The following is a 12,906-nucleotide window of genomic DNA, read 5'->3' as shown; positions in this document are numbered from 1 at the left end:
TTCAATATATATCTCCTTCCAGGTCCAGCGCTGGCGCGGCGGCAGGCTTGGCGGCAACGGCGGCTGGTTTTTTCTCAAAACGCTGCGCCAGGGTGCGCAGCAGTACGTAGAACACGGGCGTCAGGAACAGGCCGAAGAAAGTCACGCCCAGCATGCCGGCGAATACCGCCACGCCCATGGCATGGCGCATTTCCGAACCGGCGCCGTGCGAGAACACCAGGGGCACCACGCCCATGATGAAGGCGATCGACGTCATCAAAATCGGACGCAGACGCAAACGGCACGCTTCCAGCGCCGCTTGCACGACGGTGCGGCCATGCTCTTCCAGTTCGCGGGCAAATTCCACGATCAGAATCGCATTCTTCGACGCCAGTCCCACCAGCACGAACAGCGCGATCTGGGTGAACACATTGTTGTCGCCACCGGTCAGCTTTACGCCAAGGAGCGCGCAGAGGATCGACATCGGCACGATCAGGATCACGGCCAGCGGCAGGGTCCAGCTTTCGTACTGGGCAGCGAGCACCAGGAACACCAGCAGCACGCACAGCGGGAACACATAGATCATCGTATTGCCGGACAAGATATCCTGATAGGTCAGCTCCGTCCATTCATACGAAATCCCCTGCGGCAGCACTTCCTTGGCGATGCGTTCCAGCGCGACTTGCGCCTGACCACTCGACACGCCAGGCGCGGCGCCGCCGTTGAAATCAGCTGCGGCGTAGGCGTTGTAGCGCTGCACGCGGTCCGGACCATAGCTATCCTTGACGCGCATCAACGACGACAGCGGGATCATTTCGCCCTTGTTATTACGGACCTTCAGCTGCGCGATATCCTGCGCATGCGAACGGAACTCGGCATCGGCTTGCACGCGCACCTGGTAGGTGCGGCCAAACTGGTTAAAGTCGTTCACGTACAGCGAACCAAGGTTGATCTGCAAGGTCTGGTAGATCGTTTGCAGTTGCACGCCCATCTGCTTGGCTTTCACGCGGTCGACGTCGGCAAACAGCTGCGGTACGTTGATCTGGTAGCCCGAGAACACGCCCGCCAGTTCCGGCGTCTGGTACGCCTTGGCGGCCAGCGCCTGCGTGGCGTTGTACAGCGCGTCGTAACCGAGGTTGCCGCGGTCTTCGATCATCATCTTGAAGCCGCCGATGGTGCCCAGGCCGTTGACCGGCGGTGGCGGAAAGACCATGATGAAGGCGTCCTGGATGCCGCCCAGGCGCTTGTTGATCTCGGCCGCGATGGCGCCGCCGGACAGCTCCTTGGTGGTGCGCTCGTCGAACGGCTTCAGCGTAGCGAACACGATGCCGGCGTTCGGCGCATTGGTAAAGTCGTTGATCGACAGGCCGGGGAAGGCGATGGTCGATTCGACGCCAGGCACCGACTTGATGACGTCGGACATGCGGCGCACGACATCTTCCGTGCGGTCCAGCGAAGCGGCGTCAGGCAATTGCGCAAAGCCCACCAGGTATTGCTTGTCCTGCGCTGGCACGAAGCCGGCCGGCACGGACTTGAAGGTGAAGATGGCGGCAACGACCAGCAGTGCATACACGCCCAGCGAGGCGCTCTTGCGGCCCAATACACCTTTCACGCCCGCTTCGTAGCGGTGCGAAGCGCGGCCGAAGAAGCGGTTGAACCAGGCGAAGAAGCGGCCGAAGACCATGTCCATGCCGCGCGTCAGCGCATCTTTCGGCGCATCGTGCGGCCTCAAGAGCGCGGCCGACAGGGCTGGCGCCAGGGTCAGCGAGCTGAAAGCGGAGATCACGGTCGAAATGGCGATGGTCAGCGCGAACTGGCGGTAGAACTCACCCGACAGGCCAGGCACGAAAGCGATCGGCACGAACACGGCGCACAGCACCAGGGCGATGGCGACGATAGGACCGCTGACCTCTTTCATGGCCTGGATGGTGGCGTCGCGTGGCGACAAGCCTTCCTCGATGTTGCGCTCGACGTTTTCCACCACCACGATGGCGTCATCGACGACGATACCGATGGCCAGCACGAGGCCGAACAGCGACAGGGTGTTGATCGAGAAGCCAAAGCCCAGCATCACGGCAAAGGTACCGACAATCGACACGGGAACAGCCAGCAGCGGAATGATGGACGCGCGCCAGGTTTGCAGGAAGATGATCACCACCAGCACCACCAGGGCAATCGCCTCGAGCAGGGTATGGATCACGGCTTCGATGGACGAGCGCACGAACTGCGTGGGGTCGTACTCGATGCGGTATTCCACGCCCTGCGGGAAGTCTTTTTTCAGCTCGTCCATCTTGGCGCGCACGTCGGACGACAGTTGCAGCGCGTTGGCACTCGGCGCCTCGAAAATACCCATGCCGACGGCCGGATTATTATTCAGCAGCGAACGCAGCGAGTAGCTGTTGGCGCCCATTTCCACGCGCGCCACATCTTTGAGGTGCGTCACGGCGCCGTCGGCATTCGTGCGCACGATGATGGCGCCGAATTCCTCGGGCGTCTGCAGACGGCCCTGGGTGTTGACGGTCAGCTGGAAATCCGAATTCTTCGCTGGCGAGGCGCCGATCACACCGGCGGCCACCTGCACGTTCTGCTCGCGAATCGCGTCGACGACGTCATTGGCCGTCATGCCGCGCGCCGCTACCTTTTGCGGGTCGAGCCAGATGCGCATGGCGTAGTCGCCCGCGCCAAATATCTGGATGTCGCCCATGCCGGGCAGACGGGCCAGCTGGTCCTTGACGTTCAGCACCGCGTAGTTCCGCAGATACATGTCGTCATAGCGCTTGTTCGGCGAAACCAGATGCACCACCATGGTCAGATTGGGCGAGGACTTGACGGTCGTCACGCCGATCTGGCGCACTTCCTCGGGCAGGCGCGGCAAGGCGCGCTGCACGCGGTTTTGCACCTGCGTCTCGGCCTGTTCGACGTTGGTGCCGATCTTGAAGGTCACGGTCAGCATCATGGCGCCATCGGAGGTGTTTTGCGAGGACATGTAGAGCATGTTCTCGACGCCGTTGATCTGCTCTTCGAGCGGCGCGGCCACGGTTTCGGCGATCACTTTCGGGTTGGCGCCCGGGTACTGCGCGCGCACCACCACGGATGGCGGCACGACGTCGGGATACTCGGAGATGGGCAGGCCGAAAATCGACAGCAACCCGGCCACGAATATGACAATCGACAGCACCGCCGCAAAAATCGGCTTGTCGATGAAAAAGCGGGAAAAATTCATGTTTATTCCTTGGAAGTCGATGCTGCTTTCGCGGCGATCTTGGCGTCTTTTACTTCAGGTTTCGCAGGGGCGACCGGCGCAGTCGGGTCGAAATCCATGGCCACCATCTGCGGCGTCACGGGCGCGCCGGGGCGCACGCGCTGCAAGCCGTTGACGACGATTTTTTCGCCCGCCTTCAAGCCTTCGCGCACCACGCGCAAGCCGTCCGAGTTCGGGCCCAGCTTGACGGCGCGGTATTCAGCCTTGTTGTCTGCACCCACCACGTAGACGTATTTGCGGCTTTGATCCGTGCCGACGGCGCGATCGGAGATCAAGAGCGCCGTGCTTTGCGCGTGCGGGCCATTGCCGCCATCGAGCAAGATGCGCGCGAACAGGCCCGGCACCAGCTGGCGCTCGGCATTGGCGAAGGTGGCGCGCATGCGCACGCTGCCCGTGGCCGGGTCGAGCTGGTTGTCGACGAATTCCAGCTTGCCTTCATGCGGGAAGCCCGTTTCGTTGGCCAGGCCCACCTTGACGGTGACGGGCGTGCCCTTTTGCGCCGTGCCGGCCACGCGCAGATACGTATCTTCATCGCCGTCGAAGCTGGCATAGATGCGGTCCGTCGAGACCACGGAGGTGAGGATGGCGGAAGCGTCGATCAGGTTGCCGACGGTGATTTCGGCCTTGCTGACACGGCCGCTGATCGGCGCCTGCACCTGCGTGTACGACAGGTTCAGTTTGGCCGCTTCATACGCGGCTTGCGCCGAGCGGGCGTTCGCGTCCAGCTCTTTCAAGCCCGAAGCCTTTTCATCGAATTCGCGCTGGGCGATGGCTTTTTCAGCCAGCAGCTTTTCAGCACGCGACAGTTCCAGCTTGGCCAGTTCCGCCTTGGCGCGTGCCGAAGCGGCCGTACCTTCGGCGCGTGACACTTCGGCCTGGAAGGGGCGTGGATCGATGACGAACAACACATCGCCCTTTTTCACTTCGCTGCCCGGCTTGAAGTTGACGGCGGTGATGAAGCCGCCGACGCGCGAGCGGATTTCCACGCGCTCGATCGCTTCCAGGCGGCCCGAGAATTCCTGCGTTTCCGTGATCTGTTTTTCAATGACGGCAGCGGCCGAGATGGGCGGGCCGCCGGCCGCTGGCGCGTCGGGCACCTTGCTATTGGCCGTATCGCAACCGGCCAGGCTCACGGCCACCAGTCCCGCCAGCGCGAGCGAGGCAGCCAGCGGCTTGAGTAAGGTACCCAAGGTGGAAAATTCTTGAACGTTTTTCATTTTATTTCCCTGTTTTATGAAAATTTCTAATGGTATAGGCGGCAGAAAGCAACCCAGCTAAAAGTGGAAACTGCAGCGTATGGTGGTGCCATGGCGCCCGACGGCGCTCGATCAAAGATAAACAGGCCGCCAGCTGCGTAAAAGCGGACGGGGACGACGAAGCTGGCTGTGCGAACGCACAACGCAGACATGAAGGGAACTACACTGCATAGTGTAGCAACCAAAACTCAAAAAGTAAACTGATTAGTGTAAGTTTTTTTGCAGTGCCGCAGATGGCGGCTTTATGACTCGGGCTCCTGCCCCAGTCCAGCGACAAAGCTGGCGATTTCACTCAATACCTGCACCTTGCACGCGCACTCATTGCGGGCGGTAGCGTCTTGCAGCGGCGCGGCGGCCATGCGCCGCACGGTGGTCTTGATGCCGCAGGCGATCAATTTGCTGCCGTATTGTTCAGCCTCGTCGCGCAATGGGTCGTCTTCGCTGGACAATATCAAGGCTGGCGGCAGGTTCTTCAGGCGGCTCGACTGCAATGGCGACGCGTACGGGTGGGTACGGTCAGCGGCATTCGGCAGGTAGCCACGGTAGGCGGCGGCGCATTGATCGGCCACTTCCGCCAGATCGGGACAGCTCGGCAAGGATCGCATCGAGCAGGTCGACAGGCCGGGGTCGAGCATGGGCATGATCAGTACCTGGCCCGCGAGGGGCGGTCCGCCCCGGTCGCGCGACATCATGGCGCACACGGCAGCCAGGTTGGCGCCAGCTTCGATGCCCGACACTACCATCTGCTTGCCGGTCCAGCCCAGCTTGGACTTGTTCTTTTTCGCCCACAGCAGCACGGCATGCGCGTCTTCCACGGCGGCGGGGAATGGCCGCACCTTCGCCAGCGTGTAGTTCGCGGCCAGCACCACATGGTCGGGATTGCTCAGTACGAGGCAGCGCAGGAAGTCGTCCGCATCGTCCAGGTCGCCGGCGACAAAGCCGCCGCCATGGAAGAAGACGATCAGGCTGGACAGCTTGGCGCCCGGCACGCCGGCCGTGTAGACGCGCGCGGCGAGCGCATCCTGCGCGCCCTGCACCTGAATGTCGCGTATCTTCAGCGCCTGGCCAGGTGCCAGTTCGGCCGCAGTCTCGGCAAAGCTCATTGCGCTACCACCGGCTGCAGCGCAACATCGCGTACCGCGTCGTTCAGGCACAACAGGGCGACGCCGCCCACTTCATGGGTCAGGGCGCTATACGCACTGGCTTCGCTTTGCGCGGCCAACGAGTATGCATCCGTCGATACCATCGCGGCCAGAGCGAGCGAGCTCATAGCGAGAGCAAGCACTGCAAAGATTCCATTCCGATGACCCATGATATTTCTCCTGTGAACTTCTCGCAGCAATCAATTTATGCTGCAGTACAGCAACTATAGACTTGATCTACAATCTGATAAAGAGTGCAATGACGAATTGATTGTTCAGGATTCTGAATAATCGCGCATAACGTGATAGGAAATCAAGTGAACAAGCTGCAAGCCATGGAAGTTTTCATCCAAGTCGTCGATGCGGGCGGCTTTACGCGCGCGGCGGAAAACATGCAGCTGCCGAAAGCCACCGTGTCGACCCTGATCCAGTCGCTGGAAGCGAGCCTGTCGGTCAAGTTGCTCAACCGCACCACGCGCCATGTCAGCATCACCTCCGACGGTGCCGCGTATTACGAACGTTGCGTGCGCATCCTGTCGGACGTGCGCGAGGCGGAGGAATCGCTGTCGCGCACGCGCTTGAGCCCCAGCGGGCGGCTGCGCGTGGATGCCCCCACGGCCCTGGCCAGCGAACTGATCATCCCCGCCCTGCCCGACTTTTTCGCCCGCTACCCCGACATCTCGCTGGAGCTCGGTTGCAGCGACCGCCCCGTCGACCTGATCGAGGAAGGCGTCGACTGCGCCGTGCGCGGCGGCGAGCTGGGCGACCTGAACCTGATCGCGCGCCGGGTCGGCGTGCTGCATTTCATCACTTGCGCCGCGCCCGGCTACCTGGCACGGTATGGCACGCCGCTGCACCCGAACGACCTGGCGCAGCACCGTGGCGTCAATTTTTTCTCCGCCAAGACAGGCAAGACGTTTGAGTGGGATTTCACGCGCGCCGGCGAACGCATCCAGATGTCCATGCCCAGCCATATCGCCCTGAACGACTCGAACGCCTATGCGGCAGCCGGCATGGCGGGCCTCGGCATCGTGCAAATGACGCATTTCATGCTTGCGCCGCTGATAGAACAGGGCAAAATGGTGGAATTGCTCGATGAGTGGGAATCCGACCCGCTGCCCATCCACGTGATCTATCCGCCCAACCGCCATCTGTCCGCCAAGGTGCGCGTGTTTGTCGAATGGGTCGCCGACATGTTTAGCAACCACCCGGCCACGCAACTGAAGGGCAAGAGCAGTCTTCCCAGCGCGCGCGCCAACCAGACCGAGGCCCAGCCATGACCGCAGCAAGCACATCTCCGCACCCCCACCGCATCGTCTTTCTCGACCGCGACAGCCTGATCGCCACCGTGCGCCCGCCCGCCTTCGACCACAGTTGGGCAGAGTATGCGCATACCAAGGGCAGCGCGCAGACGGTTTCCCGTCTGCAAGGCGCCAGCATCGCCATCACGAATAAAGTGCCGCTGCGCGCAGCCGAACTGGCCCAGTTGCCAGACTTGAAAATGATCGCCGTGGCTGCCACCGGCACGGATATTCTCGACCTGGCCGCCTGTCACGAACGGGGCATCGTGGTGGCGAATATCCGCGACTATGCGCGCGCCACCGTGCCCGAGCATACGCTGGCACTGATGCTGGCCCTGCGCCGCCAGCTGCTTGCCTACCGCGCCGACGTGGACGCGGGCCTGTGGCAGGCGTCGGAGCGCTTTTGCCTGTTCGGCCACCCGATCCGCGACCTGGCCGGCAGCCGCCTGGGTTTGCTCGGTTACGGCGCGCTGGGCAAGGCCGTGGCGCAGCTGGGACGCGCCTTCGGCATGCACGTTATCGTGCACAAGCGCTCGCCCATCGAGGACGACGGCGTGACGCAAGTGACGTTCGACGAGCTGCTGGCCACGTCCGACGTGCTCAGCCTGCACCTACCGCTGACGGACAAGACGCGCAACATCATCGGTGCGCAAGAACTGGCGCGCATGCAGCCGACAGCCCTTTTGATCAACACGGCGCGGGGCGGCCTGGTCGACGAGGCGGCGCTGGCCACAGCATTGACGAACGGCGTGATCGCCGGCGCCGGTGTCGACGTGTTATCGACGGAGCCGCCGCTGCCCGACAATCCGCTGCTCAATTTGCGCCTGCCCAACTTCATCCTCACCCCGCACACGGCCTGGGCCAGCGGGGAAGCCATGCAAAAACTGGCTGACATCTTGATCGGCAACGTGGAAGCGTTTGAACGGGGCGTCCCAACGAACGTCGTGGCATGAGGGTATTGCAGGAGCTCGATGAACTGCTGTGCAGCGACGACGAATACGACCGCCTCGACCTGTTTCTCGAAGCGGCCGAGCTGATCGGGCAACTGTGGACGGCTGACGTGCCTGCGCTACTGGCCCTGTGGCAGCAGCGCACCCCGTGCTGGCAGCAACGTTTCACGCAAGCGAGCAGCAACATCGACGGCGCCTTGCTGCGTGCCCTGCTGGCCGGCTTGCTGCAGATCAAGGACGCCGGCAAGGGCATCTTCGCGCTGATGACGCGTTTGCCCCCCAGTGCGGATTCTTCGCCGCTCAGCGAAGCGCTGCTCGATTACGCGCAGCAAGCCTGGCATGCGGACGCCGAGCAGCACCGGCAAATCCAGATGAGCTGCTGGAGTTGCGGGCTGTCGGGCCGGCTGCTGAAGCGCTTGGGGTTGGTATCCTGGAAGGAAGCGGGGCTGTAGGCACTAAGGCGCGGCGGGCCGCTCGAAGCTGAACCCCGGCGCATAGGCATGATAGCCGTCGAAATCGCCCTTGCCGATGGCCGCGCCGCCGCTGCGGGCGATCGCATAGGCCATGCTGAAGTGAAAATAGAAATTCGGCAGGATGTACAAGTTCAGATATTCGTCGGCAGGCAGCGCGATATCGGCGAAGCCGGCGCGGTCGCGGCAGATGCGGCCGGGCGGCCCGTCAAAACGTTCCGCAGGAATCGCCATGAGGTAGCACATGGTTTGCGCGATCTGTTCCTGCAAGCTGGCGGCGGCGCTGAAATCGGCCACGTCCAGCCCCACCAGCGGGCAGCAGCCGCGCAGGGAAAAACTCGCGGCCGCACGCACCTGCTGGGCGAACGGCAGCATATCCGGGTGCAAGCGCGCCGCCAGCAGTTGCGGTGCGGTGCCGCTCTTGTCGAGCATGGCGGAAAGCTGCGCCAGCGAGCGGCAAAAGATGGGGGCGGGATTGGTCCGCATCAGCTCCGTCATGACTGGCCCTCCTGTGTGGCCACCTTCTTCAGCACGCGGATCAGCCGGCGTTCATGGCGACCCACGGCATCCCAGTGCCAGGCGTCGGTCGGGCCGAATGCCGGGTAATGGGCTTGCCATTTTTCCGCGCGCTGCTGCGAATTGGCACTCACGTTCGAGTCCAGGCCCTTGCCGCTGGACAAGCGCAGGTAGACGCGGATGACGCCCCAGCCTTCGCACACATAGCGGTAGGTGAGACCATCGCACTTGGCCGGGTTCAGCGCGATACGGGTCGGGGCAAACTGCCCGCCCATGTCCGGGTAATGCACGGCCAAAAGAACCTCGCTGGCGCCTTCGGCCTCCAGCCTGGCCGCATACGCACACAGTTCCGTGGCCGAATGAAAATGCAGCGTTTCATGTTCCGCCTCCGAATACGCTTCTGCCACGGCTGCGCCGGGCTTGGCGAAGATTGCCTCGGCCAAGGCCGCGATACCTGCCTCTGACATTGCCACCGTGCTACCCCTCCCCCTGATTTGCCGCATAGCACTGCAGCGATGGCCGCCATCCTAGCATGGCGTCAACGCCGATGACGGCTGAAAAATGCCCACATCACCTCATTCGCATCGATGGCGCGCGTGGTCTTGCCAATGCACGGTGGGCAGCAGGCGCGCCGGTGGCGCGGCTCCTTCGAGGCGGTTTTGCTTGCGCCAGTGGGCAAAGGCATCCTCGGCGGATAGATAGCCGCCATCGTTGCCCCCATACAAGACCACCTTGTCGGCCGCAAACTGCTGCGGCAGCTCCTGCCCGCCCAGCGGCTGCGCATGGGTGAGAGCCAGTACGCCAGCAGCAGGACCAGGGCCTGCCGTATCGGCGAAGACGGCTCGGCCGATGCGTAGTCATCGAAATTGGCCTGCAGATCGTCGACGCAACGCAAGTCCCAGCTCGTGTATTGCACGACGGCGGGATCGGCCAGGTAAGCATATCAGGCGCACGCATCGTCGCGCACGAGGTGGCGGAACGTTACCAGTGGATGATCGCAACTTGGCAAATCTTCTGGCGTCATCGCTATACCCCCTCCTCAGTCAACGGGGCAATCATCGGCCAGCCAGGCCGCGAAATTATCGGAGGTCAGTTCGAAATCCTCGCGCTGCATCGAGCCATGGCCCACCAGGTACACAGCCGTTGAGGCACCATCGAGCGCCAGCATGACGGCGCGCCCGCCGCTGTCATCGCCGATGGTGAAATAGCCGGGACAGGCTTGCTGCGTGTCATACGTTTCGTTACGTTCCCGCAAGCTGTCCAGGCCGTACAACATGATTTGTTCGCCGCGCATGCCCTCTTGCCAGTCCGCGAGAAAATGCAGGTAGTGCGCCGGCAAGGCGTGACCCAGCCAACGCTGGACGGCGTCGATGTCTTGCCCGCTCACGCCGCGCCCTTGCGCCGCGCTTCCCATTCGCGCCGCAGCAAGCCGTACAGGGCCGAATCGCTGACCTGGCCGCCCACGATCCAGCGTTCGCGCAAAAAGCCTTCCTTGTTGAAACCCTGGCGTGCCAGGGCGCTGGCCGAACCGGCATTGAGCGGGTCGATATCGGCTTCCAGGCGGTTCAGGTCGCGCTCGATGAAGGCGAATTCCAGCAGTGCCGACAGCGCTTCGTGCATATAGCCGTTGCCCCAGAATGGGCGACCCAGTGCATAGCCGATTTCGGCGCGGCGGTTCTGCCGGTGCTCGGAAAACAGGCTGCAGCTGCCCAGGTATTCACCCGTCGCCTTCAGCTCGACGGCAAAGCGGAAGAATTCTTCTTTCTCGAAAGCGGCAATGTCTTCGGCAATCTGGCGTGCCGCCCGGCCGGCATCGGTCCACGGCGGTTCGCTGAAATAGCGCATCACTTCGGGGTCCGCATGCATGGCGAATTGCGCCGCTTCATCGGATGGCTGCGGCTTGCGCAGAATCAATCGTTCAGTAGTGATGGTCTTGCTGTAGGTCATGGCGCTCCAGTCTGGCGGAAAACGGACGACTTCTTATTATTCCATGCAACTATAACGATGTGGCAATTTTGTGACGATGCTTTTAATGTACTATGGCAATATTTTTCACCATATCATTGATGCAACTTCATGCTCCGCTTATGTAAGCAGTAATCGACGCAGCCAACACCGAAGCCAACCATGTCCATCCCTAGAATCCACCTCACCATGCCGCTCGCCGTCGGCGCACTGGCCGTCTGGCTGTGCTTGAGCCTGGGCGGCCGCTGGCTGGAATCCGCCGGCTACGCCTTGCCGGGCGCAGCCGTCACCGGCCGTATCGGCCTGTCGTGGGCGCTGGCCGCACTGTTCGCGCTGGCGCTGCTGCTGGCCTCAAGCCGGCGCCGCGCGTCGGGCCTGGGTGCGCCGCAGCCATTCAAAACGCTGTGGCTGGTCTGGCCTCCGCTGCTGTATGCGCTGCTGATGCTGTTGCTGGCCTGGGCGGGCGGCTGGCCGCAGCCGCGCGTGCTGCTGATCGTGGCCTGCAATGCGGCGCTGGTGGCCATCTCGGAAGAACTGATGTTCCGCGCCATTTTGTTACAGGGCATGCTGGACCGGTATGCCGTCTGGCCAGCCGTTCTGATGTCCTCGGCACTGTTCGGCCTGGCCCATACGGCCAACGGCCTGGCCACGGGCGACGTCAGCGGCGCCCTGTGGCAAGCCGTCGCCGCCACCTTGCAGGGCATCGGCTATGCGGCCATCCGCCTGCGCACCCGTTCGGTATGGCCCATGGTGCTCGTGCATGGACTGTGGGACTACGCGCTGGTGACAGCCACCTTGCCGAACCCTGCCGAGTATGGCGTGTCCATCCTGCCATATATCGCCCTGCTGGCCGTGCTGCCCTTGTGCCTGTATGGCGTCTACCTGCTGCGCCCCAGCCAGCGCGCCGCCATGTCGCAACCACAATTATAATATTGCGACACGATTGACTATCCATTGACTGAGGCATCGCATGGCGTTTTTTTCACGTGATTATGAAGTATTCCTGCTGCTGGCCGCGCCCGATGCAGCGCCGCTGTGGGAGGCGGCGCAATGGGCGCCGTTTGCCGCCAGCCTCGATGGCGTCGTGGCGCAAGCGCGGGGCAAGGCCAGCGTGCGCTGCCATCAATACAATCCCAAGGGCAAGTCGATTCCCTTTGGCCGCCTGGGCTGGGACGCCAAATCGCACGCGAAATGGACGCACACGCCGGCCACGTCGGAAGCCCGTTTCATGAGCCTGGAAGCGTGGGCGCCCACCTGGACCATTTGCGAAAAAGACGACCAGGCGCCCGATTTGTTCCTCTCCCTGGCCAATGAATCGCTGCTGGGACTGGCAGGCAAAACCTTGCAGTTCAGCCAGCGCCTGGTGTGTGCCATCGCCACGGACATGGGCCCGGAAGCGGCCGCGACCTTGCGCCTATCCCTGGCGCAACTGGCCGCGCAGCAAAACGCCGTCGTCTTCGCCCATACGCAGCGCCAGTGGGGCCGCGCCGCGTACGGCGGTTTCACGGACGCCATCCAGGATATGCTGATCGGAGGCCTGTTCCAGCACGACGACCCGCATGCGCGGCCGCTCGATGCAGCAGCGTTTTGCGAGCCATGGACGCGCATGGAGCAAGCTTGACAGTGCGAGCCATCGCACGGCATCGTTCAGCCATGCAATCGCCATTCCCGCCCCTGTCATCGGTTATTGCCACCATTCGAACCAGGGTGGCCAGGCAGGAATGACATAGACCAAGCCGCCCGCAAGGCGGCTTGGCTTCATCTGGCGTCTCGCAGGCTTGGTATCCCCGAGCCGAGCGAGCGGCCATGCTCCCTTTACAGCGTCACCGTTAGCCCCACCCTGCACCTCGTGCGCGGCAAGACTGCTTCCGAAAACGCCACCTTGACCACCCGGCTGGCCAGCGTGCCGGACGGCGGCCAGCAGTGCACGGCAGCCAGGCAGGCATGGGCAGCGAGCACAGCAACATGAAAAAATTGCGCTATGGGAATAATGACTGCCCAACTAAAATACTGGCGCCGTTTCTGCCCTGCCTGCAACGCCAGCTTGCTCCACCCACTCGGCGCC

Annotated in this window: 14 protein-coding genes; 5 read left to right on the top strand and 9 right to left on the bottom strand. The window is 62.8% G+C overall.

Going from position 1 to position 12,906, the window contains the following annotated elements; translation table 11 throughout:
• Position 1: 1 nt before the first annotated feature.
• The 4 genes from ACQ4WN_RS11400 to ACQ4WN_RS11385 all read right to left on the bottom strand — a co-directional run bounded on the left by ACQ4WN_RS11400 (position 2) and on the right by ACQ4WN_RS11385 (position 5,767).
• Entirely contained in the window at positions 2-3,202 is a 3,201-nt protein-coding gene (locus ACQ4WN_RS11400; RefSeq protein ID WP_436551643.1) for an efflux RND transporter permease subunit, read from the bottom strand.
• Positions 3,203-3,204: 2 nt separating this feature from the next.
• A complete protein-coding gene (locus tag ACQ4WN_RS11395) occupies positions 3,205-4,458 on the bottom strand; it encodes an efflux RND transporter periplasmic adaptor subunit (protein ID WP_436551642.1) in 1,254 nt (417 codons plus the stop codon).
• 281 nt (positions 4,459-4,739) lie between these two features.
• Positions 4,740-5,600 carry an alpha/beta hydrolase gene (locus ACQ4WN_RS11390; RefSeq protein WP_436551641.1) on the bottom strand — a complete coding sequence of 287 codons (861 nt, stop codon included), beginning with the start codon at positions 5,598-5,600 and terminating at the stop codon, positions 4,740-4,742.
• Entirely contained in the window at positions 5,597-5,767 is a 171-nt protein-coding gene (locus ACQ4WN_RS11385) for a hypothetical protein (RefSeq protein WP_436551640.1), read from the bottom strand. The genes ACQ4WN_RS11390 and ACQ4WN_RS11385 overlap by 4 nt, the downstream gene beginning before the upstream one ends.
• A 189-nt stretch (positions 5,768-5,956) precedes the next feature.
• Between ACQ4WN_RS11385 and ACQ4WN_RS11380 the strand changes: the two genes are divergently transcribed.
• From ACQ4WN_RS11380 to ACQ4WN_RS11370, 3 genes are read left to right on the top strand one after another with little or no spacing between them, the layout of a single operon-like run.
• Entirely contained in the window at positions 5,957-6,919 is a 963-nt protein-coding gene (locus tag ACQ4WN_RS11380; protein WP_436551639.1) for a LysR family transcriptional regulator, read from the top strand.
• The gene (locus ACQ4WN_RS11375) at positions 6,916-7,893 is read left to right on the top strand and encodes a D-2-hydroxyacid dehydrogenase (RefSeq protein ID WP_436551638.1); all 978 of its coding nucleotides are present in this window, start codon (positions 6,916-6,918) and stop codon (positions 7,891-7,893) included. Before ACQ4WN_RS11380 ends, ACQ4WN_RS11375 begins: the two co-directional genes overlap by 4 nt.
• Positions 7,890-8,342 carry a hypothetical protein gene (locus ACQ4WN_RS11370; RefSeq protein ID WP_436551637.1) on the top strand — a complete coding sequence of 151 codons (453 nt, stop codon included), beginning with the start codon at positions 7,890-7,892 and terminating at the stop codon, positions 8,340-8,342. The genes ACQ4WN_RS11375 and ACQ4WN_RS11370 overlap by 4 nt, the downstream gene beginning before the upstream one ends.
• 3 nt (positions 8,343-8,345) lie before the next feature.
• On the opposite strand, the gene ACQ4WN_RS11365 is transcribed toward ACQ4WN_RS11370, so the two are convergent.
• The 5 genes from ACQ4WN_RS11365 to ACQ4WN_RS11345 all read right to left on the bottom strand — a co-directional run bounded on the left by ACQ4WN_RS11365 (position 8,346) and on the right by ACQ4WN_RS11345 (position 10,823).
• A complete protein-coding gene (locus tag ACQ4WN_RS11365; protein ID WP_436551636.1) occupies positions 8,346-8,858 on the bottom strand; it encodes a DUF1993 family protein in 513 nt (170 codons plus the stop codon).
• The gene (locus ACQ4WN_RS11360; RefSeq protein ID WP_436551635.1) at positions 8,855-9,319 is read right to left on the bottom strand and encodes a hypothetical protein; all 465 of its coding nucleotides are present in this window, start codon (positions 9,317-9,319) and stop codon (positions 8,855-8,857) included. Before ACQ4WN_RS11360 ends, ACQ4WN_RS11365 begins: the two co-directional genes overlap by 4 nt.
• A 132-nt stretch (positions 9,320-9,451) precedes the next feature.
• Positions 9,452-9,601 (bottom strand): hypothetical protein, encoded by a 150-nt coding sequence (locus tag ACQ4WN_RS11355; RefSeq protein WP_436551634.1) that lies wholly within the window; start codon positions 9,599-9,601, stop codon positions 9,452-9,454.
• Positions 9,602-9,915: 314 nt separating this feature from the next.
• Complete coding sequence (locus tag ACQ4WN_RS11350) at positions 9,916-10,263, bottom strand: SMI1/KNR4 family protein (protein WP_436551633.1); 348 nt, start codon at positions 10,261-10,263, stop codon at positions 9,916-9,918.
• Positions 10,260-10,823, bottom strand: coding sequence for a GNAT family N-acetyltransferase (locus tag ACQ4WN_RS11345; protein WP_436551632.1), 564 nt, complete (start codon positions 10,821-10,823; stop codon positions 10,260-10,262). Before ACQ4WN_RS11345 ends, ACQ4WN_RS11350 begins: the two co-directional genes overlap by 4 nt.
• Positions 10,824-11,003: 180 nt before the next feature.
• On the opposite strand from ACQ4WN_RS11345, the gene ACQ4WN_RS11340 reads away from it, so the two are divergent.
• Complete coding sequence (locus ACQ4WN_RS11340) at positions 11,004-11,771, top strand: CPBP family intramembrane glutamic endopeptidase (protein ID WP_436551631.1); 768 nt, start codon at positions 11,004-11,006, stop codon at positions 11,769-11,771.
• A 40-nt stretch (positions 11,772-11,811) separates the two neighbouring features.
• Entirely contained in the window at positions 11,812-12,462 is a 651-nt protein-coding gene (locus tag ACQ4WN_RS11335; protein ID WP_436551630.1) for a hypothetical protein, read from the top strand.
• The last annotated feature ends 444 nt before the right edge of the window (positions 12,463-12,906 follow it).

Origin of the sequence: Janthinobacterium pasteuri (assembly GCF_051380775.1) — a bacterium.
Taxonomy (GTDB): domain Bacteria; phylum Pseudomonadota; class Gammaproteobacteria; order Burkholderiales; family Burkholderiaceae_D; genus Janthinobacterium.
This window is presented reverse-complemented; position numbering and strand designations above follow the sequence as displayed.